Raw genomic sequence first — 24,140 nt, 5'->3', positions numbered from 1 at the left:
CCCTTTGTCCGTGCCGAAGCGGCGGGTGGGGGCCGTTCACCCCGGGGCGAACCGCTCCGGACCGGCCGCGCCCCGCTGTCACACCCTGCGGCTACGCTCGGCCGCATGGCTCTCAACACGTCCGCGGACGCGCCGCTGCCCGTGGGGCAGGTGTCGCGGCTCATCGGTGGGTGGATCGACCGGCTCGGTGCCGTCTGGGTCGAGGGGCAGATCACGCAGCTGTCCCGCAGACCGGGCGCCGGCGTCGTCTTCATGACGCTGCGCGACCCGTCGCACGACATCTCGGTGAGCGTCACCTGTTACCGACAGGTGTTCGACGCCGTGGCGGACGTCGTCTCGGAGGGCGCCCGCGTCGTCGTCCACGCCAAGCCGGAGTGGTACGCCCCGCGGGGCCAGCTGTCCCTGCGGGCCGCCGAGATAAGGCCCGTCGGCGTCGGGGAGCTGCTCGCGCGGATCGAGCAGTTGAAGAAGAGCCTCGCCGCGGAGGGCCTCTTCGCGGCCGGGCGCAAGAAGACGCTGCCCTTCCTGCCGCAGCTCATCGGCCTGGTCACGGGCCGCGCGTCGGCCGCCGAGCGGGACGTCCTGGAGAACGCCAGGCACCGCTGGCCCGCCGTCCGCTTCGAGGTGCGCACCGTCCCCGTCCAGGGCGTGCACGCGGTGCCGCAGGTCGTCCAGGCCGTGCAGGAGCTGGACGCCCTCGACGAGGTCGACGTGATCATCGTGGCGCGGGGCGGCGGCAGCGTGGAGGACCTGCTGCCCTTCTCGGACGAGCAGCTGATCAGGGCCGTGGCGTCCTGCCGTACGCCCGTGGTCTCGGCGATCGGGCACGAGCCGGACAACCCCCTCCTGGACTACGTGGCCGATCTGCGCGCCTCCACCCCGACCGACGCCGCCAAGAAGGTCGTCCCGGACGTCGGCGAGGAGTACGAGCGCGTGCGGGCCCTGCGCGAGCGCGCCCGGCGCTGCATGGACGCCTTCCTCGAGCGCGAGGACCGAGGCCTCGCGCACGCCCTGGGCCGCCCCTCCATGGAGCATCCGCACCGCATGGTGGAGGAGCGCGAGGAGCAGGTCTCGGCCCTCGCCGACCGCGCCCGCCGCACGCTCGGGCACCTGCTCGACCGGGCCTCCTCCGAGCTGACGCACACCCACGCGCGCGTGGTGGCCCTCTCCCCCGCCGCGACCCTCCAGCGGGGGTACGCGGTGCTCCAGAAGGCGGACGGCGCGGTGGTCAGGGCGCCTGAAGAGGTGGGCGCCGACGAGGAGTTGCGGGCCCGCGTCGCCGAGGGCGAGTTCACCGTACGCGCCGAGCGGACCGCATAGCCCGGGCCGCGTAGGCCCACGTCATATAAGCCACGCAAGCCGCATGAACCGAACAAGCCGACGATTAGGGTGGGCGCATGACCAGCAAGACGGACGAGGCCACGGGCCCGGCGGACGCGCTCGGGTACGAGCAGGCGCGGGACGAGCTGATCGAGGTCGTACGACGCCTGGAGACCGGCGGCACGACCCTGGAGGAATCGCTCGCCCTGTGGGAGCGGGGCGAGGAGCTGGCGAAGGTGTGCCGCCGCTGGCTGGACGGCGCGCGCGCCCGCCTGGACGCGGCCCTCGCGGGCGAGGAGGCCGGGGACGCGCGGGGCGGCGAAGGCGCCGGGGACGACGGCGAGAGCTGAAACGCGCGTGATCCTGTGAGGCGGATCACGACGAACCCGCTTTGGTTGAATCTTAAACGTCAGCTGTCGTAGTGTCGTGATTGCCCCTGATCCACAGCACGTATCGAGAAGGTAGATCCATGTCTCTCGCCCTTGACCCCGCCGCCCAGGACCTGCTCTTCCGCGAGGCCCGCACCGCGAACACCTTCACCGACGAGCCGGTCACCGAGGAGCAGGTCCAGGCGATCTACGACCTGGTCAAGTACGGCCCCACCGCCTTCAACCAGTCGCCGCTGCGCGTCACCCTGGTCCGCTCCCCCGAGGCCCGCGAGCGGCTGGTCGCACACATGGCCGAGGGCAACCGGCCGAAGACCGCGACCGCGCCGCTGGTCGCGATCCTCTCCGCGGACAACGAGTTCCACGAGGAGCTGCCGGCGCTGTTCCCGCACTTCCCGCAGGCCAAGGACGTGTTCTTCGCCGAGCGCCCGGCCCGTGAGCAGGCCGCGCTGGTGAACGCCACGCTCCAGGCCGGCTACTTCATCGTCGGCGTCCGCGCCGCCGGTCTTGCCGCGGGCCCGATGACCGGCTTCGACTTCGCGGGCGTCCAGAAGGAGTTCCTGGACGACGACCACACCCCGCTGATGATCGTCAACATCGGCAAGCCGGGCGACGACGCCTGGTTCCCGCGCTCCCCGCGCCTGGCCTACGACGACGTCATCACCACGGTCTGAGCGACAGCGAGCCGGCTGAGCGAGCGACAGCGCCCCCGGCGCGTCAGCCGCGCGAAGGGCCCCCGGCGGTGTGCCGGGGGCCCTTCGCGTGCTCAGCGCCGCACGGTCACGCCTTCTTCATCTCCAGCGACTCCGCCATCCTCGCCAGCTGCCGGAAGGGGGCCGTGCCGGTGACGACCGTCGTCGCGCCCTTCTCGGTGCTCACCAGGGCGTCGTACGTCGAACCCTTGTAGCGCTGCCACGTCCGGCCGCCGATCTTCTCGGTGGCGTCGGTCCTCGTGGCCTCCTGGGTGGCGTCCTCGATGAACTTGGCGGGCTTGGCGGTGGACTGCTTGACCGCCACGTACTCGCCGTCCGGGTCGAGGAAGCCCAGGTGCCAGTCGTCGTGCTCGGCGCCGTTGAACCGCACGGACGTCGGCTTCCACGCCCTGGACAGACCCTCGGGCGCCGCCACGGGATACGCCGCGGCCCGCCGGGCCGTCAGCAGCTCCACGCGGTAGTCGACCCGCTTGACCGGGGTCTTGGACTCGTCATGCGGGACGAAGATGTAGATCACGCCCGCGACCAGGGTGATCACCACCAACGACCACAGCATGTTCTTGACGGTCTGGTTGCCTTGTCTGCCTGCCACGCCCCCATGGTCTCAGGCGCGGAACGCGCACCTTCCCCCGGTGCCTCCCCCGGCGTCCGGTCCGCTCATGCGTAGGGCCCACTGCTCATTTTGTCGACCTACGGATAGAGTCGTCACAATCCCTCATCCGGCCGTCGTCGTATCAGCAGAGAGGTGCGTCCCGATGACCGAGCATCATCTTCCGTCCGAGCTAGAGGTCTCCCCCGAGGCTCCCGACCGCAACCTCGCCCTGGAGCTAGTCCGGGTCACCGAGGCAGCCGCCATGGCCGCGGGCCGCTGGGTCGGCCGCGGCGACAAGAACGGCGCGGACGGCGCCGCGGTCAGGGCCATGCGGACCCTCGTCCACACCGTCTCGATGAACGGCGTCGTCGTCATCGGGGAGGGCGAGAAGGACGAGGCACCGATGCTCTTCAACGGAGAGCGCATCGGCGACGGCACCGGCGCCGAGGTCGACATCGCCGTCGACCCGATCGACGGCACCACGCTGACCGCCAAGGGCATGCCGAACGCCATCGCCGTCCTCGCCGCCGCCGACCGCGGCGCGATGTTCGACCCGTCCGCCGTCTTCTACATGGACAAGCTGGTCACCGGCCCCGAGGCCGCGGACTACGTCGACATCAACGCGCCCGCCTCGGTCAACATCCGCCGCGTCGCCAAGGCCAAGAACTCCTCGCCCGAGGACGTCACGGTCATGATCCTGGACCGCCCCCGCCACGAGGGCATCGTCAAGGAGATCCGCGAGACCGGCGCCCGCATCAAGTTCATCTCCGACGGCGATGTGGCCGGCTCGGTCATGGCCGTGCGCGAGGGCACCGGCGTCGATCTGCTCATGGGCATCGGCGGCACCCCCGAGGGCATCATCTCGGCCTGCGCGATCAAGTGCCTGGGCGGTGTGATCCAGGGCAAGCTGTGGCCCAAGGACGACGCCGAGCGCCAGCGCGCCCTCGACGCCGGACACGACCTGGACCGCACGCTCTCGACCGACGACCTGGTCAAGGGCGACAACGTCTTCTTCGTCGCGACCGGCATCACCGACGGCGAGCTGCTCCAGGGCGTCCGCTACCGCGCGGCCACCGCCTCGACGTCCTCGCTGGTCATGCGCTCCAAGTCGGGCACGATCCGCAAGATCGACTCCGAGCACCGGCTCTCGAAGCTGCGCGCCTACAGCGCCGTCGACTTCGACCGCGCGAAGTAGCGGGAACAGCGAAGGCAGCGGCGGGCCGGACACGGCGGTACATACGGCGGAGGGGGCGTCCCGTGCGGGGGACGCCCCCTCCGCCGTGAGTCGGGGGCCGCCCCCTCGTCGTGAGTCCGGGGCCGCCCGCCCGCCTACCCCGCGGCGGCGATGCCCGTCGCGTGCGCCGCCTTCTGCAGTTCGAGGTCGCGCCTGCGACGGCGGGCCAGGACCACGCGGCGCTCGGCGGCGGTCAGGCCGCCCCAGACGCCATACGGCTCGGGCTGGAGCAGCGCGTGCTCGCGGCACTCGACCATCACGGGGCAGCGGGCGCAGACCCGCTTGGCCGCCTCCTCGCGCGAGAGCCGGGAGGCGGTCGGCTCCTTGGACGGGGCGAAGAAGAGTCCGGCCTCGTCGCGGCGGCACACGGCTTCCGTGTGCCATGGGGCGTCGTCGGTCCGATCCCGCCCCGGCCCCCGCTGAGCCGGGACAGCGGCGACCTGCAAGGACTGATGCGACGGTTGCAGCACGGTCTACTCCTGACGACGGCTTCGCGAGCGAGAGACGATGCAGCAAGCTCTACCCGCTGTGTGCGCGCCTATGCACTGAGTTCCGATGCGTGGGGCCGCGCGCTCCCGCCGCGGGGCCCCGGCCGTCAGTGCCCGAGGTGCTTGCGCAGCCTGCGGTGCAGGTCATGGACGCGCTTGCCGCGCTTGGCCCGCGCCTCGACGCTGCCGAGGACCGCGAAGCCGTCCACGAAGACGACCGGGGCGTCCTGCTCGGCGGAGTCGAGCGTGTCCACCTCGAAATTGCCGAGGACGCCGAGGCCGCTGCCGCGCAACGACACGTTCTCCGGGACGCGGATCTCGACCGAGCCGAAGATCGACACCGCCTTGATCATCACCTGGCGCTGCTCGAAGATCGCCTCGCTCAGGTCTATCTCGACGCTGCCGAAGATCGCGTACGCGTGGGTGCGGCGGGCCACCCGCCAGCGGCCTTTGCGGACGGAGCCGCTGAGCACCGCCACCATGTTCTCGTCGGCGACCGCCGGGACCGCTTCGGGGGACGGCCGGGACGGGGCCCGCTCGGGCGTGAACCCGGCGCGGGGCTGCTCCTGGGCGGCGGGCAAGTCGCTGACCAGCGGGCGCAGTTCGGCCATGGTCTTGGCGCGGTAGACCCCCTCGACGCGGTCCGCGTGCTCCTCGGCGGTCAGCCGGCCCTCGGCAAGCGCGTCGCGGAGGATGTCGGCCGTGCGGTCGCGGTCGGCGTCCGAGGCGCGGAGGGCACCCGGCTCGGCTGCGGCGGGAGCGGGCTGCTGGAGGCGCTTTTCGAGGTCCACGCCAGCAGCGTATCGAAACGCGATAGATCGCGACTAGCCCCTGTGGACAACCGGCGCGGCGAGCCCGGCACCCTACTGAGCCTTACCTCACAGACCCGGTCCGCCGGGCGCGTTCTACGCTGGTTGGCGCGTCGCCAATGGAGGCCGCGCCGCTGTCTGCCGAGTGAGGAATGGCCGTAATGCCAGAGTTTGAGTACTCCGATCTGCTCCCGCTGGGAGAGGACACCACCCCGTACCGGCTGGTGACCTCCGAGGGTGTCTCCACCTTCGAGGCCGACGGGCGGACGTTCCTCAAGGTCGACCCGGAGGCGCTGCGCACGCTCGCCGCCGAGGCGATCCACGACATCCAGCACTATCTGCGGCCCGCGCACCTGGCCCAGCTGCGGCGCATCGTCGACGACCCCGAGGCGTCGTCCAACGACAAGTTCGTGGCGCTCGACCTGCTGAAGAACGCGAACATCGCGGCCGCGGGCGTGCTCCCCATGTGCCAGGACACCGGCACGGCGATCGTCATGGGCAAGCGCGGCCAGAACGTCCTCACCGAAGGTGAGGACGAGAAGGCGCTCTCCAAGGGCGTCTTCGACGCGTACACGAAGCTGAACCTGCGCTACTCCCAGATGGCCCCGCTGACCATGTGGGAGGAGAAGAACACCGGTTCCAACCTGCCGGCCCAGATCGAGCTGTACGCGACCGACGGCGGCGCCTACAAGTTCCTCTTCATGGCCAAGGGCGGCGGCTCGGCCAACAAGTCGTTCCTCTACCAGGAGACGAAGGCCGTCCTGAACGAGGCCTCCATGATGAAGTTCCTGGAGGAGAAGATCCGCTCCCTGGGCACGGCCGCCTGCCCGCCGTACCACCTGGCGATCGTCGTCGGCGGCACCAGCGCCGAGTTCGCCCTGAAGACCGCGAAGTACGCCTCCGCGCACTACCTGGACGAGCTGCCCTCCGAGGGCTCACCGACCGGGCACGGCTTCCGCGACAAGGAGCTGGAGGAGAAGGTCTTCGAGCTGACGCAGAAGATCGGCATCGGCGCGCAGTTCGGTGGCAAGTACTTCTGCCACGACGTACGCGTGGTGCGCCTGCCGCGCCACGGCGCCTCGCTGCCCGTCGCGATCGCCGTCTCCTGCTCGGCCGACCGCCAGGCCACCGCGAAGATCACCGCCGAGGGCGTCTTCCTGGAGCAGCTGGAGACGGACCCGGCGCGCTTCCTGCCGGAGACGACCGACGAGCACCTCGACGAGTCGGCGGACGTCGTCGAGATCGACCTCAACCAGCCGATGGACGCGATCCTCGCCGAGCTGACCAAGCACCCGGTGAAGACCCGCCTCTCGCTCACCGGCCCGCTCGTCGTGGCCCGCGACATCGCGCACGCCAAGATCAAGGAGCGGCTCGACGCGGGCGAGGAGATGCCGCAGTACCTGAAGGACCACCCGGTGTACTACGCCGGTCCCGCGAAGACCCCCGAGGGTTACGCGTCGGGCTCCTTCGGGCCGACCACGGCAGGCCGGATGGACTCCTACGTGGAGCAGTTCCAGGCCGCGGGCGGCTCCAAGGTGATGCTCGCCAAGGGCAACCGCTCCCAGCAGGTCACCGACGCGTGCGGCGCGCACGGCGGCTTCTACCTCGGCTCGATCGGCGGCCCGGCGGCGCGGCTGGCCCAGGACTGCATCAAGAAGGTCGAGGTCGTCGAGTACGAGGAGCTGGGCATGGAGGCGGTCTGGAAGATCGAGGTCGAGGACTTCCCGGCCTTCATCGTCGTCGACGACAAGGGCAACGACTTCTTCCAGAACCCGGCCCCCGAACCGACGTTCACCCACATCCCGGTCCGGGGCCCGGGCCTGGCGTAGCACCCGTAAAGGGCGCGCCCCTCAGGGGACGCGCCCCGAAGGGGCGCGGGGAACTGCGCGACCAGCCACGACGTGCCCGCGGAGGCTGACCGGCAGCAGTTCCCCGAACCGCGGGCCTCAGGCGAACCGCTGGTTCGCCGCCCCCGTGCACTTCTGCAGCCGCACCGGATCCTTGGCCCCCGCAAGGGTCAGACACAGCCCACTCGCGGCAGCGGCCCGCACCGTCCCGCCCTCCCGGACGAACTTCTGGTTGCCACCCCCGTGGCAGTTCCACAACACCACGGCGGCGCCTTCCTTATAGGCGCCGTCAGGCACGTCCAGGCACCGGTCCTGGGTCAGCCCCGTATGCAGGGACCCCCGCGACCCGTCGTACCACCACGTCTGGTTGCGATTACCCGTGCACTCCCAGCCCTGCACCTTCGTCCCGTTACGGCTCTTGGACGCGTCGACATCCACACACGTACCGGTGCCCTCGTTCTTCAGGGGCGTGAACACGTCGTCCCAGGCAAGCTCATACAGCTTCGGGCTCCCCGTGCTCGCGGGATCGGCACAGCTGGCCTCACGCCTGCCGGACTCGTACAGCTGCGTGAGGCAGGACGCGAAGGCGGCGTGGCCGCGCGCGTTGGGGTGGAAGGACTGGCGTACGGAGTTGGAGTCCGGCGGGAAGGGATTGGTCACGTCCACGTAGAGGCCGCGCGCCCAGGTGTCCTCCATGCAGACCTCGTGGCCGTGGAAGAGGCGGGAGTTGTCGAGGTAGGTGGCGCCCGCGTTCCTGGCGGCCCTGCGCATGCCCTTCTCGAAGGTCGGCACCGCGTAGTTGCGGCCCCACTCGGTGTCGGAGTCGTAGCCGAGCCCGCCGCAGGCCAGTTTGCCGGGGAACTTGGGGTTGTCGCGGAAGTCGGGGCCGATCGGGCTCGGGTAGCCCATGGCGACGAGCTGGTAGTCGCCCTCCTGGTAGCCCGCGTCCCTCATGACCGTCCTCAGGTCGCGGATGGACTGCTCGACCTTGGGCACGAGGGCGTCCACGCGCGCCTGCCAGCCGTCGTGGTACTTGCCCGCGCACGCGCCCTGGCTGAGCAGATAGCGGGTCACGCAGTCCGTCATCACCGGTGAGAACTGAAGGTCGTCGTTGGCGCCGATGACGAGCAGGATCGTCTTGATCCTCGTGTTGCGCGCCTTGATGGCGAGGTTGTCGCTCTGCACCAGCTCGTCGGCGTACTGCTTCTGGCCGCCGATCCTGATGTTGGCCGTCTGGGCGCCCGAGCAGGCGACGTTGTACGTCACGTCGGCGGGGATGCCGGTGCGGTGGATCGCGGCGTCCGGCGAGCGGTGGCACCAGTTGTCGGGGCCGTTGGTGCCCGGTTCGTACGTCCCCACGCCCTCGCCGGAGATCTCGCTGTCGCCGAGCGAGATCAGGCCGGTCTTGCGGTCGGCCATCGGGCGCTCGGCCGGGCCGCCGTACAGCTTGGTGGCCTCGTCCGCCCGGATCTTCTCCAGCTCGGGCGGGAGCGGGGTGGACACAGGCGCCTGCGCCTCGCTCCCGCCCGCAGCCTGGGCGGGTACCGCCGCCGCCGTGCCGAGCACGGCGGCCATCGCGACGGCCGCCGCGAACGAACATCGCAGACGGGACCGTCCACTGCGTCTGATGCGCTCCATTGCGCCTCCCCGGTGTGGTGTTACCCAGGGTTTTTACTGGTGGGTAGCAGGCTTGGGAATACCTGGAACAAGACAAGTGCTCAACTTTTCACGGGGTTTGAGCGGAGAGGTAGGTTCAAGGGCATGACCAGCGACGCCAGCGACGACCGCACCGGCAGCACCGGGACCGGCAACAGCACCGGCACCGGCAGCGACACCGGCGAGTACCGGACCGAGCACGACTCCATGGGTGAGGTGCGGGTGCCCGCACACGCCAAGTGGCGTGCCCAGACCCAGCGCGCGGTGGAGAACTTCCCCATCTCCGGGCAGCGCATCGAGCGCGCCCACATCGCCGCCCTCGCCCAGATCAAGGCGGCCGCCGCCAAGGTCAACGCGGAGCTGGGGGTGGTCGACAAGGACATCGCCGGCGCCATCGCGGACGCGGCGGCCGAGGTCGCCGACGGGCGCTGGGACGCGCACTTCCCCGTGGACGTCTTCCAGACCGGCTCCGGCACCTCGTCGAACATGAACACGAACGAGGTGCTCGCCACGCTCGCGACGGAACGGCTCGGCCGCGACGTCCACCCGAACGACCACGTCAACGCCTCGCAGTCCTCGAACGACGTCTTCCCGTCCTCGATCCACATCGCGGCCACGAGCGCGGTCACCGGCGATCTGATCCCGGCCCTGAAGCACCTCGCCGCCGCCCTGGAGCGCAAGGCCGAGGAGTTCGCGGACGTCGTGAAGTCGGGGCGTACGCACCTGATGGACGCGACCCCGGTGACACTCGGCCAGGAGTTCGGCGGGTACGCGGCCCAGGTGCGGTACGGCGTCGAGCGCCTTGAGGCCTCCCTGCCACGCCTGGCCGAACTGCCGCTCGGCGGCACGGCCGTGGGCACCGGCATCAACACCCCGCCCGGCTTCTCCGCGGCCGTCATCGCCGAGGTCGCGCGGGCCACGGGGCTGCCGCTGACCGAGGCGCGCGACCACTTCGAGGCGCAGGGCGCGCGGGACGGCATCGTCGAGACCAGCGGGCAGCTGCGGACGATCGGCGTGGGCTTGACGAAGATCGCCAACGATCTGCGGTGGATGGCGTCGGGCCCGCGTACCGGCCTCGCGGAAATCAACCTCCCCGACCTCCAGCCCGGTTCGTCGATCATGCCGGGCAAGGTGAACCCGGTCATCCCGGAGGCCGCGCTGATGGTCGCGGCCCAGGTCACCGGCAACGACGCCACGGTCGCGGCGGCGGGCGCCGCGGGCAACTTCGAGCTGAACGTCATGCTTCCGGTGATCGCCAAGAACGTACTGGAGTCGATCCGGCTGCTCGCCAACGTCTCCCGGCTGCTCGCCGACCGGACCGTCGACGGCATCACCGCCAACCGCGAACGGGCCAGGGAGTACGCCGAGTCGTCGCCGTCCGTCGTGACCCCGCTGAACAAGTACATCGGCTACGAGGAGGCGGCGAAGGTCGCCAAGAGGTCCCTGGCCGAGCGCAAGACGATCCGCGAGGTCGTCCTGGAGGCCGGTTACGTCGACCGGGGCGACCTCACCCGGGAGCAGCTGGACGAGGCGCTCGACGTCCTGCGCATGACGCGCCCCCAGGCGTGACGGCTCCCCGGTGGCCCCGGGACTCCCCGGAGACCCCCGGGGCCGTCACAGGAGGGCCGTCTAATATCTGTCCATGACAGACCTCGACGGGAAGACGACGGACGGTGACGGTGCGGCGGCCCGGTGGGCCCCCGGCGACCACATCCTGTGGCGGTACCGCGAGAACGCCGGGGACCACGTGCACATCTGCCGCCCCGTCACCGTCGTCCAGGACAGCGAGGACCTGCTCGCCGTCTGGATGGCGCCCGGCACCGAATGCGTCAAGCCGGTCCTCGCCGACGGAACCCCCCTGCACCACGAGCCCCTGGCCACCCGCTACACCAAGCCGCGCACGGTCCGCAGGGACCGCTGGTTCGGCACCGGCGTCCTGAAGCTCGCCCGCCCCGGCGACCCGTGGTCGGTCTGGCTGTTCTGGGAGCCGGGCTGGCGGTTCAAGAACTGGTACGTGAACCTGGAGGAGCCGCGCGCCCGCTGGTCGGACGGCGTGGATTCCGAGGATCACTTTCTGGACATCTCCGTGCGCCCCGACGGCAGCTGGCGCTGGCACGACGAGGACGAGTTCGCCGAGGCCCTGCGGGTGGGTCTGATGGACGCGGAAAAGGCCGCTGACGTACGCGCCGCCGGGCGGGCCGCCCTCGAGGTGATCGACGCCTGGGGGGCACCGTTTTCGGACGGCTGGCAGCACTGGCGTCCCGATCCGTCCTGGGTCGTACCACCCCTTCCGGATGACTGGGACCGTACGCCCGCGCATGTGTCCTCATGAGACCCTTGATGCGCCCCCGTGGTTCAAACGTAGGATCGTCCTCCGCAAGGGCGCACAGCGACAACTCCGTGAGTCCGCGCGCTGTCTGACAGGAAGTCATCGAGGGGCGGCAGAACGTGAGCGAGGACCGCAGGGGCCAGGCCGAGGCCTTTGACGCCATCGGGCAGCACTATGACGAGGCCTTCCCCCACAAGGAGGGTCAGCTCGCCGCGGGACGCCGTCTCGCCGAGGCGCTCGCACCCGGTTCCCGGATCCTGGACGTGGGCTGCGGCACGGGTCTGCCGACCGCTCTGCAATTGGCCGAGAAGGGCCACTCCGTCCTCGGCACGGACATCTCGGCGGGCATGCTGGCCCTGGCCGAAAAGAACGTGCCGGGGGCCGAGTTCCGGCAGATCGACATCGCGGACCTGGCAGCCGAAGGCCCGGCCGGAGTCGGCCGGTTCGACGGCATCGCCTGCTTCTTCGCGCTGCTGATGCTGCCGCGCCCGGAGATCCCCGGGGCGCTGCGGCGGCTGCACGGCCTGCTGCGGCCGGGAGGCCTGATGGAGCTGTCGATGGTCGAGGCCGACCTGGACGACGCGGCGATCCCGTTCCTGGGGCACACGATCCGGGTATCGGGTTACCTGCGGGACGAACTGCGGCAGGTAGTGCGGGACGCGGGTTTCGAGATCACCGGCGAGGACACGTACTCGTACGCCCCCGCGAGCACCGACGTACCACCGGAACATCAGGTCTTTCTGCACTGCCGACGCGGCTGAGCGACGTGCAACGCTGGACGGCGCGCACGGCGCGCAGCCCCGGACGGACGGATTCGAGACGCGTGACGGAGCACCTCACCCCCCACGAGGGTCGCGAGGCACCAGCTGCCCGGCCGACCGCCCCCGCGGATCCCCGCGGGGCGCTGCTGCGTTCCCCCGAGACGCCACAGGGCGCGCGTGACACATCCCCGGGAGCATCGGTGCCGCCGACCAGTGAGCATTCCCAGCCGTCCGTCTCCGAGCCCGACCCCGGCCGGCCGCGCCCCGCGCCCGAGGGCGTGCCCGCGCAGCCGGGGCCGCCCGAGGGGCCGCCGGACGGCGAGGAGCGGCGCACCGGCCGGCCGCGGCCGCCGGGCGCGGGGCCCGTGGCGATGCGGCGCGACGGCGACCGGCTGCGCTTCGTGGGCGCCGCGACCCGGCGCATCGCGCGCGGCATAGACCTCGACGAGATCGTGATGGGCCTGTGCCGGGCCACGGTCCCGACGTTCTCCGACGCGATCCTGGTCTATCTGCGCGACCCGCTGCCCGTCGGCGACGAGCGGCCCACCGGCCCTCTGGTGCTGCGGCTGCGCCGCACGGACCGGCTGCGCTCCATCGAGGAGGGCGCCGAGGAGCCGGACACCGACGGCGCCACGCCGACCTCGCTCCAGGTGGTGCCGCCCGACATCACCGATGTGACGGGGACCGCCGAGCTGTGCGAGGTGCGGCAGGGCGGCGCGCTCGCCGAGGTGCTGCGCGGGGTGCGGCCGGTCTTCGCGGACTCGGCGGCGGCGCGGGCGGCGCTGCGCGAACTGCTCGGCGAGGGGCGGACCGTGCCCGCGGGGCAGCGGGCGGTCCTCGCGCCGCTGCGCGGCCGGCGCAGGGTGATCGGCGCGGCCGTGTTCCTGCGCCGCCCGGAGCGGCCCGCGTTCGAGGCGGACGATCTGCTGGTCGCCGCCCAGCTGGCCACGCACAGCGCGCTCGGCATCGACAAGGCCGTCCTGTACGGCCGCGAGGCGTACATCGCCGACGAGTTGCAGCGCACGATGCTGCCCGAGACGCTGCCGCGCCCGACCGGAGTGCGGCTCGCCTCGCGCTATCTGCCCGCGGCCGAGACGGCCCGGGTCGGCGGCGACTGGTACGACGCGATCCCGCTGCCGGGCAGCCGCGTCGCCCTGGTCGTGGGTGACGTCATGGGGCACTCCATGACCTCTGCGGCGATCATGGGCCAGCTGCGGACGACCGCGCAGACCCTCGCCGGGCTCGATCTGCCGCCCCAGGAGGTCCTGCACCACCTGGACGAGCAGGCGCAGCGGCTCGGCTCCGACCGCATGGCGACCTGTCTGTACGCGGTCTACGACCCGGTCTCGCACCGCATCACCATCGCCAACGCCGGTCACCCGCCGCCCGTCCTGCTGCATCTGGGCGGCCGCGCGGAGGTGCTGCGCGTGCCGCCGGGCGCCCCGATCGGCGTGGGCGGCGTGGACTTCGAGGCCGTGGAGCTGGACGCCCCCGCGGGCGCCACCCTGCTCCTGTACACGGACGGGCTCGTCGAGTCCCGGCTGCGCGATGTGTGGACCGGCATAGAGCAGCTGCGCGAACGGCTCGCGGCGACCGCCCAGTTGACGGGCCCCGACCATCCGCCGCCCCTGGAGGCGCTCTGCGACGAGGTCCTCGACATGCTCGGTCCCGGCGACCGGGACGACGACATCGCGCTGCTCGCCGCCCGCTTCGACGGCATCGCGCCGAGCGATGTGGCGTACTGGTTCCTCGAACCGGAGAACGCCACCCCGTCCCGCGCCCGCAGGCTGGCCCGCAGCGCGCTGGTGCGCTGGGGTCTTGAGGACATGACCGACTCGGTGGAGCTGCTGGTCAGCGAGGTCGTGACGAACGCCGTGCGGTACGCCTCGCGGCCGATCACGCTGCGGCTGCTGCGTACGGACGTGCTGCGCTGCGAGGTCGGCGACGACGTGCCGCAACTGCCCCGCCTGCGCCAGGCGCGCGCCACGGACGAGGGCGGCCGCGGGCTCTACCTGGTCAACAAGATGGCCCGGCGGTGGGGCGCGACACGGCTGAGCACGGGAAAGGTCGTCTGGTTCGAACTGAACCGGAGCTAGAGCCAGAGCCGCACACGACGAGAGGCGCCCGGAACCATCGCGGTTCCGGGCGCCTCTCGTGTCGGCGCTAGCTCCGTCAGTCCCTGCCGGGCACGCGGTCATCGGGGTCGTCGGGGATCCCGATCGTGTGCGAGGGGTCCGGCGACTGCGTCGGCGGCTTCGACGACGGGGACTGCGTCGGCGGCTTGGAGGACGGTGACTGCGTCGGAGGCTTGGAGGACGGGGACTGCGTCGGCGGCTTCGACGACGGGTCCTTCTCCGGCTTCGACGGCGTGCTCGACGGCTCCCTGGGCGGCTGCGACTTCGTCGGCTCCGGGGGCGGGGCGATGGCCGCGCCCATGTCCGTGTCGAGGTCGAACTTGCTCGGCGCGCCCATCGCGTCGAAGGTGTACGCCGCCCAGATCTCGGCGGGGAAGCTGCCGCCGGCGACGCGCTGCAGACCGCCCGCGCCCCTCATGGAGACCTGCTTGTTCTTCTCCGGCGTGCCGGGGGCGCCCTCGCCGAAGAGGCCCACGGAGGTGACCAGCTTCGGCGTGTAGCCGGTGAACCAGGCCGACTTGTTGTCGTCCGACGTGCCGGTCTTGCCGGCCACGTCCTGCACGGGGTTGCGCACGGCGTGGCCGGTGCCGTCGTCGACCACGCCGGTCAGGACGGAGGTCAGCGAGTCGGCGGTGCCGCGCTTGATGACCTGGTCGCCGATCGGGTCGGGCAGGTCGATCGTGCGGTCCTTGTGCTCGACGGAGCCGACCAGGGCGGGGGTGACCTTCTTGCCGTGGTTGTCGAGCGTGGCGTACACGCCCGCCATCTCCAGCGGGCTCGCGCCCATCGAGCCGAGCGTCTGGGCGGGCACGGCGGGCAGGCCCTCGACGTCCATGCCGAGCTTGCCCGCCATCTCCATCACCTTGGGCATCCCGACGTCCACGCCCATCTGCGCGAAGACGGAGTTGATGGACTTGTTCATCGCCTTCTGGACGGTGACGGGGCCGTAGTCGACGTCGTCCTCGTTCGGCGGCGCGAAGCCGACCTCGCTGCCCTTGACCGGGCGCTTGCTGGTGCCGTCGTAGATCGTGCCCGCCGTGATCGGCTTGCCGTCCTGGGTGGTGGCGCCCTGTTCGAGGGCGGCGGCGAGGATCAGCGGCTTGAAGGTGGAGGCCGACTGGTAGTCGCGGCGGGTGGCGTTGTTCGTGAAGTGCTTCACGTAGTCCTCGCCGCCGTACATGGCGAGGACCTTGCCGGTCTTCGGGTCGACGGAGGCCGCGCCCGCCTGGACCCGGGCGTCCGCCTTGTTCTTCTTCCGGTCGAGCTTGTCGTTCAGCTTCCTGTCGACGGCCTTCTCGAGCTGCTTCTGCTTCTTCGGGTCGATGTTCAGGGTGACCGTGTAGCCGCCGGCCTCGAACTGGGCCTCGCTCAGGCCGCTGTCGCGCAGCACCTCGCGCTTGGCCTCGTCGACGAGGTAGCCGATCTGTCCCTCGCGGCCGGGCGGGGCCTTGGGCGGCTCGGGCGTGGGGAAGGTGAGCTTCGCGCGCTTGCCCGAGTCGAGCCAGCCCTCCTCGACCATGTTGTCGAGTACGTAGTTCCAGCGCTGCTTGACCAGCTTCCTGCCGGTCGCCGTGGCGGAGGTCCAGTCGTACTGGCTCGGGGCCTGGAGGAGGGCGGCGAGGTAGGCGCCCTGCGAGACGTCCAGCTTCTTGGCGTCGACGCCGTAGTAGGCCTGGGCGGCGGCCTGGATGCCGTAGGCGCCGCGGCCGTAGTAGCTGGTGTTGATGTAGCCCGCGAGGATGTCGTCCTTGCTCTTCTCGCGGTCCACCTTCAGCGAGATGACCAGCTCCTGCAGCTTGCGGCTGACGGTCTGGTCCTGGCTGAGGTAGTAGTTCTTCACGTACTGCTGGGTGATCGTCGAGCCACCCTGCTTGCCCTTGCCGGTCACCGTGTTGAGCACACCGCGGGCGGTGCCCTTGAAGTCGATGCCCTCGTCCTTGTAGAAGGACTTGTTCTCGGCCGCGACGAAGGTCTTCTGTACGTCCTCGGGGACCTTGGCCAGGTCGACGATCTCGCGGTTCACGTCGCCGGTCCTGGCGATGACGTCGCCGTTGCTGTACCGGTAGACGTTGCTCTGCATCTTCGCCGCGGCGTTCCCCTCGGGAATGTCGACGACCATGTAGAGGATCACGAAACCGAGCATGCCGAGCAGGCAGAACCCGAAGAACGTCCCGAGGAGCTTCTTCCAGGTGAAGAAGCGGCGTATGCCGGTGCGCTTGCCGCCGGACGGGCGCCCGCGCGCTGCCCGGCGGGCACCGCGCTGCCGCGCTTGTCGTTCTTCGGCTCGGCCCATGACTGAGAGTGCTCCGCTTCCGTCTCGTACGACCCGTACGTCTCGTACGTCTCGTCTTCTCACTGGCAAGGCGCTGGTGGCTAAGTCAGCTCATGAAACTAACACCGCACCTAGGGACAAAGGTCATCCGATCCGGTCTTTTCCGGACGTGACAATGAGCACCCGCCCCTAAGGAACCGACCGTTTCAAGCCCTGGAAGGTTGCCCCCTTTTCGAACCCCTGCACTCCTCACCGGGTGTATACACGGCACGTATACACACCGTGTAGAGTGCGCCTCATGTCCATTGGCCACACCCTTCTGGGTCTCCTGGAGTCGGGCCCCCGGCACGGCTACGACCTCAAGCGCGCCTTCGACGAGAAGTTCGGGCACGACAAGCCCCTGCACTACGGACAGGTCTACTCGACCATGTCCCGGCTGCTGAAGAACGGCCTCGTCGAGGTCGACGGCATAGAGGCGGGCGGCGGCCCCGAGCGCAAGCGGTACGCGATCACCGACGCCGGCGTCACCGACGTCCAGCGCTGGCTCGCCACCCCGGAGAAGCCCGAGCCCTACCTCCAGTCGACCCTCTACACCAAGGTCGTCCTCGCGCTCCTCACCGGCCGCGACGCCGCCGAACTCCTCGACGTGCAGCGCGCCGAGCACCTGCGCCTGATGCGTATCCTCACCGACCGCAAGCGCAAGGGCGACCTCGCCGACCAGCTCATCTGCGACCACGCGCTCTTCCATCTCGAAGCCGATCTGCGCTGGCTGGAGCTGGCCGCCGCACGCCTCGGCAAGCTCGCCCAGGAGGTGCGTTCCGCATGACCCCCGCAGGCTCCCTCCTCACGGCCCACGGGCTGCGCAAGGCCTACGGCCCGACCACCGCGCTCGACGGCGCGGCCTTCTCCATCCACCCCGGCGAGGTCGTCGCCGTCATGGGCCCCTCGGGCTCCGGCAAGTCGACCCTGCTGCACTGCCTCGCCGGGATCGTCCGCCCCGACGAGGGCTCCATCACCTACGACGGCCGCGAGCTGACCGGCATGCCGGACTCCGCCCTGAGCGCGCTGCGCCGCAGCGAGTTCGGGTTCGTCTTCCAGTTCGGCCAGCTCGTGCCGGAGCTGACCTGCGTCGAGAACGTCGCCCTTCCGCTGCGGCTGAACGGCGCGCGGCGCAAGGAGGCCGAGGCGACCGCCCGCACCTGGATGGAGCGCCTGGAGGTCGACGACGTCGCCGCCAAGCGGCCCGGCGAGGTCTCCGGCGGCCAGGGCCAGCGCGTCGCCGTGGCCCGCGCGCTCGCTACGAACCCGCGCGTGGTCTTCGCCGACGAGCCGACCGGCGCCCTGGACTCCCTCAACGGCGAGCGCGTGATGGAACTCCTGACCGACGCCGCCCGCTCCACCAACGCCGCCGTCGTCCTGGTCACCCACGAGACCCGCGTCGCCGCCTACTCCGACCGCGAGATCGTCGTCCGCGACGGCAGGTCGCGCGACATGGAGCGGGTCATATGAGCCTCGACACCCGTGCCAGGACCGGCAGTTCGCGGCCAGGGGCACCCGGCGCCGGGCACACCGCGCCAAGGGGCATGCGCGCCTACGCCCGTGACCTCGCCATGGGCATGCGGTTCGCCGTCGGCGGCCGTGAGGGCTGGACGCGCACGATCCTGACGGCGGTCGGCGTCGGTCTCGGCGTGGCGCTGCTGCTCGGCGCGGCCTCCGTGCCCGAGCTGATGGAGCGGCGCGAGGACCGCTCGGTCGCCCGCTCCGCCGAGGACCAGTTCTCCGGGAAGCAGGTCGCCAAGTCCGATTCGACGGTCCTCCAGCGCGACCTGCCCACCGACTTCCGCGACAAGACGGTGAGCGGCCGTGTGCTGCGCGCCGAGGGTTCGCGTCCGGTGCTGCCGCCGGGTCTTCAGAAGATCCCGGCGGACGGTGAGATGGTCGTCTCGCCCGCCCTGCGCGACCTCCTGGACAGCTCCGATGGCGCCCTCCTGAAGGAGCGCTTCGGTCAGTACCGGGTCACGGGCACCATCGGCGACGCGGGCCTGATCCACCCCAAGGAGCTGTACTACTACGCCGGTTCGCACGCCCTCACCCCGGCCAAGGGCGGCCACCGCGTCGCGAACTTCGGCTACGCACAGCCCGCCGAGCCCCTTGACCCGCTCCTGGTCGTACTCGTCGTGCTCGCCTGCGTGGTCCTGCTGACGCCGGTGATCATCTTCATCGGTACGGCCGTCCGCTTCGGCGGCGAGCGACGCGACCGGCGCCTCGCGGCGCTGCGGCTGGTGGGCGCGGACGCGCACACCGTACGGCGGATCGCGGCGGGCGAGTCGCTGAGCGGGGCGCTGCTCGGTCTCGCCGTGGGCGCCGTCGCCTTCCTCGGCCTGCGCGAGCTGTTCGGCATGTTCGACCTGACGCAGGTCAGCGCCTTCCCCTCGGACGTGGTGCCGCTGCCCGGGCTCGCCCTGCTGGTCCTCGCGGCCGTGCCGGTGACGGCGGTCGTGGTCACGCTGATCTCGCTGCGCGCGGTCTCCATCGAGCCGCTGGGCGTCGTCCGCAGCTCCAAGCCCCGTCGGCGCAGGCTGTGGTGGCGGCTCGTGATGCCGCTGCTCGGCCTCGGCATCCTGCTGGCGGCCGGTCGCGTCGGCGGCGACATGGGCCCGCCGGTCTACGCCATCGGCCTGGGCTCGACGCTCACCCTGGTGGGCCTCGCCGCGCTGCTGCCGTGGCTGGTGGAGGCGAGCGTGGCCCGGCTGCGCGGGGGCGGACCCGTGCCCTGGCAGCTGGCTACGCGCAGGCTCCAGTTGAGCAGCGGTACGGCGGCCAGGGCGGTCGGCGGCATCACCGTGGCGGTGGCGGGCGCGGTCGCCCTCCAGATGATGTTCGGCGCCATGCACGACGACTTCAACCGGACCACGGACAACGACCCCGGCCGCGCCAAGCTGGTGGTCACGGCCGATGTCGGCGACGGGAAGCTCGCCGAGCGGATGAACAGCAAGTTCCGTACGACCAAGGGCGTCAAGAACGTCATCGGCACGGTCACCACGTACGCCGTCCGACCGGGCAAGATGAGCGCCGACGCCCTCCGGCCCCTCACGGAGCTGACCGTCGCCACCTGCGCGAACCTGCGCGAGCTGGCCCGCATCGGCACGTGCGAGGACGGCGACACCTTCGTCGTGCACACCGGCAACAAGCGGCTGAACAAGTGGGTCGACGCGACGGCCCGCCCCGGCAAGCAGCTCGACCTCAACCCCGTCAGCTGGGACGAGCCCGGTCACCGGCACGTCCTGTGGACGCTGCCCGCCGACTCCCGCACGGTCAGGGCCCGCCCCGACCCGGGCGGCGAGCTGCACGACGGCGTCTACGCCACGCCGGGCGCGGTCGACCGGACCAAGCTGGTCGACGCCTCGACGACCGCGATGATCCAAGTCGATCCGGACGAGCCCGACGCCGAGGAGTACATCCGCAACACCGCGGCCCGCGTCGACCCGTTCCTCGACGTGATGACGCTGCGCGCGGTCGAACGCGACAAGCAGTACGCCACCATCCACACCGGCATCCAGGCCGGCGCGATGGCCACGATGATGCTGATCGCGGCGTCCATGCTGGTGTCGATGCTGGAGCAACTGCGCGAGCGCAAGCGGCTGCTCGCGGCCCTGACCGCCTTCGGTACGCGGCGCGGCTCGATGGCGTGGTCGGTGCTGTGGCAGACGGCGATCCCGGTCGCGATCGGCCTCGCGCTCGCCGTCGCGGGCGGCCTCGGTCTCGGCTATGTCATGGTCCGCATGATCCAGAAGTCGGTCACCGACTGGTGGATGTTCGTCCCCCTGACGGTGGCGGGCGCGGTGCTCGTGGCGGTGGTGACGCTGCTCAGCCTGCCGCCGCTGTGGCGGATGATGCGGCCGGAGGGCTTGCGGACGGAGTAGGTCCGGGCCCGGGGGAAGCGCCCGAAGGGCCGGTGCGGGGTCACACCACCCGCACCGGCAACGGCCGCACCGCCCCCCGCAAGGCCTCCGCCAGCTCCTCGTACTCGGCCGCCCGCGCAGCGCCCGCCCGCATCGCGAGGGCGACCCGCCGGGTCGGCGCCGGATCGGCGAAGTACCCGGTCAGCAGCTGATTGCTGCGACTGGTCTCCACCCGCACGGCGGTCCGCGGCAGCAGGGTGACGCCGAGCCCGCCCGCGACCAGCTGGACAAGCGTGGAGAGCCCGGCCGCGGTCGTGGTGACCGGGGCGTCCGCGCGGCCCGCCTCCCGGCAGATGTCCAGCGCCTGGTCACGCAGACAGTGGCCCTCGTCCAGCAGCAGCAGGTTCAGCTCCTTCAGCGCCTCGCGCGGAATGCCCTCGCGGCCGCCGAGCCAGTGGTCGAGGGGCGTGACGAGCACGAAGTCCTCGTCGAAGAGGGGCAGTTCGGTCACCCCCGGCATTCCGAGCGGCACCGCGAGCAGCAGCAGGTCGAGCCGTCCGGCGGCGAGCCCTTCGAGCAGCGAGGAGGTCTGCTCCTCGTGCACCTGGAGGTCCAGGTCCGGGTACTTCTCGTGGACCAGCGCGATCAGCGTCGGCAGCAGATACGGGGCGACGGTCGGGATGACGCCGAGCCGCAGCGCCCCGGTGAACGGCGCCTTGACGGCCTCCGCCTCCTCCAGGAGCGCCTCGACCTCGCCGAGGACCGCCCTGACCCGCACGGCCAGGCGCTCACCGGCCGGGGAGAGCAGCACCTTGCGCGTGGTCCGCTCCAGGAGCTGGACACCCAGTGCCTCCTCCAGGGCCGCGACGGCACCCGAGAGGGCGGGCTGGCTCATCCCGATCGCGGCGGCGGCGTCCCTGAAGTGCAGATGCTCGGCCACCGCGGCGAAGGCCCGCAGCTGGGCCAGACTGGGCTGCTTGCCGTTGCTCTGCTTGCCGGGGAACTTTCCCCTATTTATGGCTCGCACTGATAACCACCTCCGATCAACACGACCCACTCTAGCTATTTCCCTAATCAATGCACCCTGTGCCACCATCGACATCAGTCCAACCCCACAGGAAACTCCCCAAAAGGGATTTCTTCGTCGCAAGGAGTATGCGTGCTCACTGTCGGTGACAAGTTCCCCGAGTTCGACCTGACTGCCTGTGTCTCCCTGGAGCAGGGCAAGGAGTTCGAGCAGATCAACCACAAGACCTACGAGGGCAAGTGGAAGATCGTCTTCGCGTGGCCCAAGGACTTCACCTTCGTGTGCCCGACCGAGATCGCGGCCTTCGGCAAGCTGAACGACGAGTTCGCCGACCGTGACGCCCAGATCCTCGGCTTCTCCGGTGACTCCGAGTTCGTGCACCACGCCTGGCGCAAGGACCACCCGGACCTGACGGACCTGCCCTTCCCGATGCTCGCCGACTCGAAGCACGAGCTCATGCGTGACCTCGGCATCGAGGGCGAGGACGGCTTCGCGCAGCGCGCCGTCTTCATCGTCGACCAGAACAACGAGATCCAGTTCACGATGGTGACCGCCGGTTCCGTGGGCCGTAACCCCAAGGAGGTCCTGCGGGTCCTCGACGCCCTGCAGACCGACGAGCTGTGCCCCTGCAACTGGAGCAAGGGCGACGAGACCCTCGACCCGGTCGCGCTGCTCTCGGGCGAGTGAACGGAAGGCTCTGACATGGCACTCGACGAACTGAAGTCCGCCGTACCGGACTACGCCAAGGACCTGAAGCTGAACCTCGGCTCGGTCATCGGCAACAGCGACCTGCCGCAGCAGCAGCTGTGGGGCACCGTGCTGGCCTGCGCCATCGCGTCCCGCTCCCCGAAGGTGCTGCGCGAGCTGGAGCCCGAGGCCAAGGCGAACCTCTCCCCCGAGGCGTACACGGCCGCCAAGTCGGCCGCCGCCATCATGGCGATGAACAACGTCTTCTACCGCACGCGCCACCTGCTCTCCGACCCGGAGTACGGGACGATGCGCGCGGGCCTGCGGATGAACGTCATCGGCAACCCGGGCGTGGAGAAGGTCGACTTCGAGCTGTGGTCCCTCGCGGTCTCCGCGATCAACGGCTGCGGCCAGTGCCTGGACTCGCACGAGCAGGTCCTGCGCAAGGCCGGCGTCGACCGCGAGACGATCCAGGAGGCCGTCAAGGTCGCCGCGGTCATCCAGGCGGTCGGCGTCACGCTCGACTCCGAGGCTCACCTGGCGGAGTAACCCTCCGCACCGTCGATCACCGGCTCCGCCGGGTTCGTCCGCGAAACGCCGGGCGGGCTGGAATCTCCAGCCCGCCCGGCGTTTCGCGTATCCGAGGACCTACTGCTGCGGCGGCGGATCCGTCAGGGACACATCCGTCGGGGTGGCCCCCTGGGGGCGCGGCCGCTGCTTCAGGGCCGTCTCACGCGCGTACGACCGGAGGTAGCCGACGACCGTGTTCGTCACGGCCACCAGCGGCACCGCCACGACCGCACCGCCGATCCCGGCGACCATGCCGCCCGCGGCGACCGAGAGGATCACCGCCAGCGGATGCACCCGCACCGCGCGGCCGAGGATGAACGGCTGCAGGATGTGCCCCTCGATCTGCTGCACCGCGAGGACCACCGCGAGCGCCATCACGGCCGTGAACACGCCCTGCGTGACCAGCGCGACGACCACGGCGAGCGCGCCGGAGACCACGGCACCGACGAGCGGGACGAACGAGGCCAGGAAGATGATGACGGCCAGCGGCACCGCCATCGGCACCCCGAGGAAGTAGATGCCGATGCCGATGAAGATGGCGTCGATCATGGCCACTATCACCGTGCCGCGCACATACGCGGTGAGCGTGCGCCAGGCCCTCGGCCCCGCGCCGGCGATACCGGGCCGCGCCTGCTCCGGCACGAGCTTCAGGAACCACTGCCAGATGCGCTTGCCGTCGTACAGCAGGAAGAGCGTGGAGAACATCGCGAGCAGGATGCCGGTCAGCGCCTCGACGATGACCGTGACGCCTTCGAGGCCCGCGGAGGTCAGCTCCTCGGTGTTGGCACCGACCGCCTCGCGCAGGCTCGTGGCGATGTCGTTGATCTGATCCTCGGTCACGTGGAAGGGGCTGTTCAGCAGCCACTTGCGCAGGTCGTCGATGCCGTCCTGGACCTGCCCGGACAGCTCGTTGGCGTTCTCCATGACCTGCCAGACCACGAACCAGCCGACCAGGCCCATGATGACGAAGCCGAGGATCGCGGTGACCGCCGTCGCAAGGCCCCGGGGCAGACCGAGCCTGCGCAGCCGCGCCACCGTGGGCTGCAGCAGCGCGGTGATCAGCAGCGCGGCCACGAAGGCGAGCACCACGAGCTGCACCGCGCTGATGACCTTCATCAGGACCCAGAGCGTGCCCGCGAGGACGAGCAGGCGCCAGCCGGCCTCGGCCGCGACCCGCATGCCCCACGGCACGGCCGCGACGGGGTCGGGTCTCGGCGCCACCTGCGGCGCGTACGCGGGCGGCGGCGGTACGTGCTCCTGCTCCCCGCCGGAGGGGTCGCTCGGGTCGCCGTTGTCCGGGTCGGCGTCCTCGTCGCGGCGCTTCTCGTTCAACCGCTCGCCCATCTCGCTCAGTCCGGCACCGAGCCGACCGATCCATCCTGGCACTCGCGACATGATCCGTCCTCTACCCC

General features: G+C 70.8%; 21 protein-coding genes. 14 read left to right on the top strand and 7 right to left on the bottom strand.

Annotation, left to right across the window (positions count from 1 at the left end; all coding sequences use genetic code 11):
• Nucleotides 1-105 precede the first annotated feature (105 nt).
• The 3 genes from xseA (at nt 106) to GKQ77_RS06975 (ending at nt 2,380) form a co-directional block, all read left to right on the top strand.
• Nucleotides 106-1,320: an exodeoxyribonuclease VII large subunit gene (gene xseA, locus GKQ77_RS06985; RefSeq protein ID WP_219687831.1), complete on the top strand. Its 1,215-nt coding sequence runs from the start codon at nt 106-108 to the stop codon at nt 1,318-1,320.
• A gap of 77 nt (nt 1,321-1,397) precedes the next feature.
• Nucleotides 1,398-1,670: an exodeoxyribonuclease VII small subunit gene (locus tag GKQ77_RS06980; RefSeq protein ID WP_219687830.1), complete on the top strand. Its 273-nt coding sequence runs from the start codon at nt 1,398-1,400 to the stop codon at nt 1,668-1,670.
• A gap of 119 nt (nt 1,671-1,789) precedes the next feature.
• Complete coding sequence (locus GKQ77_RS06975) at nt 1,790-2,380, top strand: malonic semialdehyde reductase (RefSeq protein WP_219687829.1); 591 nt, start codon at nt 1,790-1,792, stop codon at nt 2,378-2,380.
• 106 nt (nt 2,381-2,486) lie between these two features.
• Here GKQ77_RS06975 and GKQ77_RS06970 read toward each other — a convergent pair whose 3' ends face one another.
• Nucleotides 2,487-3,011, bottom strand: coding sequence for a DUF4245 domain-containing protein (locus GKQ77_RS06970; RefSeq protein WP_219687828.1), 525 nt, complete (start codon nt 3,009-3,011; stop codon nt 2,487-2,489).
• Between the two features lie 163 nt (nt 3,012-3,174).
• Here GKQ77_RS06970 and glpX point away from each other — a divergent pair, with 163 nt between their 5' ends.
• Complete coding sequence (glpX, locus tag GKQ77_RS06965) at nt 3,175-4,206, top strand: class II fructose-bisphosphatase (protein WP_125514793.1); 1,032 nt, start codon at nt 3,175-3,177, stop codon at nt 4,204-4,206.
• Nucleotides 4,207-4,340: 134 nt separating this feature from the next.
• On the opposite strand, the gene GKQ77_RS06960 is transcribed toward glpX, so the two are convergent.
• The gene (locus GKQ77_RS06960) at nt 4,341-4,715 is read right to left on the bottom strand and encodes a WhiB family transcriptional regulator (protein ID WP_219687827.1); all 375 of its coding nucleotides are present in this window, start codon (nt 4,713-4,715) and stop codon (nt 4,341-4,343) included.
• Between the two features lie 125 nt (nt 4,716-4,840).
• Nucleotides 4,841-5,524, bottom strand: coding sequence for a DUF1707 SHOCT-like domain-containing protein (locus tag GKQ77_RS06955; protein WP_219687826.1), 684 nt, complete (start codon nt 5,522-5,524; stop codon nt 4,841-4,843).
• A gap of 179 nt (nt 5,525-5,703) precedes the next feature.
• On the opposite strand from GKQ77_RS06955, the gene GKQ77_RS06950 reads away from it, so the two are divergent.
• Complete coding sequence (locus GKQ77_RS06950) at nt 5,704-7,371, top strand: fumarate hydratase (protein ID WP_219687825.1); 1,668 nt, start codon at nt 5,704-5,706, stop codon at nt 7,369-7,371.
• Between the two features lie 117 nt (nt 7,372-7,488).
• On the opposite strand, the gene GKQ77_RS06945 is transcribed toward GKQ77_RS06950, so the two are convergent.
• Nucleotides 7,489-9,027 (bottom strand): ricin-type beta-trefoil lectin domain protein, encoded by a 1,539-nt coding sequence (locus GKQ77_RS06945; protein ID WP_219687824.1) that lies wholly within the window; start codon nt 9,025-9,027, stop codon nt 7,489-7,491.
• Between the two features lie 123 nt (nt 9,028-9,150).
• On the opposite strand from GKQ77_RS06945, the gene GKQ77_RS06940 reads away from it, so the two are divergent.
• From GKQ77_RS06940 to GKQ77_RS06925, 4 genes are all read left to right on the top strand, one after another.
• The gene (locus GKQ77_RS06940) at nt 9,151-10,614 is read left to right on the top strand and encodes a class II fumarate hydratase (RefSeq protein ID WP_258020945.1); all 1,464 of its coding nucleotides are present in this window, start codon (nt 9,151-9,153) and stop codon (nt 10,612-10,614) included.
• Nucleotides 10,615-10,687: 73 nt separating this feature from the next.
• Nucleotides 10,688-11,377 (top strand): cytidylyl-2-hydroxypropylphosphonate hydrolase, encoded by a 690-nt coding sequence (gene fomD / locus GKQ77_RS06935; protein WP_219687823.1) that lies wholly within the window; start codon nt 10,688-10,690, stop codon nt 11,375-11,377.
• Nucleotides 11,378-11,493: 116 nt separating this feature from the next.
• Nucleotides 11,494-12,135, top strand: a complete 642-nt coding sequence (locus GKQ77_RS06930; protein WP_308117572.1) for a methyltransferase domain-containing protein — start codon at nt 11,494-11,496, stop codon at nt 12,133-12,135.
• A gap of 62 nt (nt 12,136-12,197) precedes the next feature.
• Entirely contained in the window at nt 12,198-14,231 is a 2,034-nt protein-coding gene (locus tag GKQ77_RS06925) for a SpoIIE family protein phosphatase (protein WP_219687822.1), read from the top strand.
• Nucleotides 14,232-14,307: 76 nt separating this feature from the next.
• Here GKQ77_RS06925 and GKQ77_RS06920 read toward each other — a convergent pair whose 3' ends face one another.
• Nucleotides 14,308-16,563, bottom strand: a complete 2,256-nt coding sequence (locus GKQ77_RS06920) for a transglycosylase domain-containing protein (protein WP_219687821.1) — start codon at nt 16,561-16,563, stop codon at nt 14,308-14,310.
• Nucleotides 16,564-16,840: 277 nt separating this feature from the next.
• On the opposite strand from GKQ77_RS06920, the gene GKQ77_RS06915 reads away from it, so the two are divergent.
• The 3 genes from GKQ77_RS06915 to GKQ77_RS06905 are packed head-to-tail and all read left to right on the top strand — an operon-like array spanning nt 16,841 to nt 20,465.
• Nucleotides 16,841-17,368 (top strand): PadR family transcriptional regulator, encoded by a 528-nt coding sequence (locus GKQ77_RS06915; protein ID WP_125514784.1) that lies wholly within the window; start codon nt 16,841-16,843, stop codon nt 17,366-17,368.
• Complete coding sequence (locus GKQ77_RS06910) at nt 17,365-18,051, top strand: ABC transporter ATP-binding protein (RefSeq protein ID WP_219687820.1); 687 nt, start codon at nt 17,365-17,367, stop codon at nt 18,049-18,051. The genes GKQ77_RS06915 and GKQ77_RS06910 overlap by 4 nt, the downstream gene beginning before the upstream one ends.
• Nucleotides 18,048-20,465 (top strand): FtsX-like permease family protein, encoded by a 2,418-nt coding sequence (locus GKQ77_RS06905; protein ID WP_372459840.1) that lies wholly within the window; start codon nt 18,048-18,050, stop codon nt 20,463-20,465. Before GKQ77_RS06910 ends, GKQ77_RS06905 begins: the two co-directional genes overlap by 4 nt.
• Before the next feature lie 40 nt (nt 20,466-20,505).
• Here GKQ77_RS06905 and GKQ77_RS06900 read toward each other — a convergent pair whose 3' ends face one another.
• The gene (locus GKQ77_RS06900) at nt 20,506-21,471 is read right to left on the bottom strand and encodes a hydrogen peroxide-inducible genes activator (protein ID WP_308117570.1); all 966 of its coding nucleotides are present in this window, start codon (nt 21,469-21,471) and stop codon (nt 20,506-20,508) included.
• A 132-nt stretch (nt 21,472-21,603) separates the two neighbouring features.
• On the opposite strand from GKQ77_RS06900, the gene GKQ77_RS06895 reads away from it, so the two are divergent.
• Entirely contained in the window at nt 21,604-22,158 is a 555-nt protein-coding gene (locus GKQ77_RS06895; RefSeq protein WP_150171589.1) for a peroxiredoxin, read from the top strand.
• Nucleotides 22,159-22,173: 15 nt separating this feature from the next.
• A complete protein-coding gene (locus tag GKQ77_RS06890) occupies nt 22,174-22,707 on the top strand; it encodes an alkyl hydroperoxide reductase (RefSeq protein ID WP_125514782.1) in 534 nt (177 codons plus the stop codon).
• Between the two features lie 99 nt (nt 22,708-22,806).
• Here GKQ77_RS06890 and GKQ77_RS06885 read toward each other — a convergent pair whose 3' ends face one another.
• Nucleotides 22,807-24,123 carry an AI-2E family transporter gene (locus tag GKQ77_RS06885; protein WP_219687819.1) on the bottom strand — a complete coding sequence of 439 codons (1,317 nt, stop codon included), beginning with the start codon at nt 24,121-24,123 and terminating at the stop codon, nt 22,807-22,809.
• Between the last annotated feature and the right edge of the window lie 17 nt (nt 24,124-24,140).

Origin of the sequence: Streptomyces anatolicus, from assembly GCF_019400875.1 — a bacterium.
In the GTDB taxonomy this organism is placed as follows: domain Bacteria; phylum Actinomycetota; class Actinomycetes; order Streptomycetales; family Streptomycetaceae; genus Streptomyces; species Streptomyces anatolicus.
The sequence above is the reverse complement of the archived record's forward strand: the minus strand, read 5'-3'. Positions and strand labels throughout refer to the sequence as shown.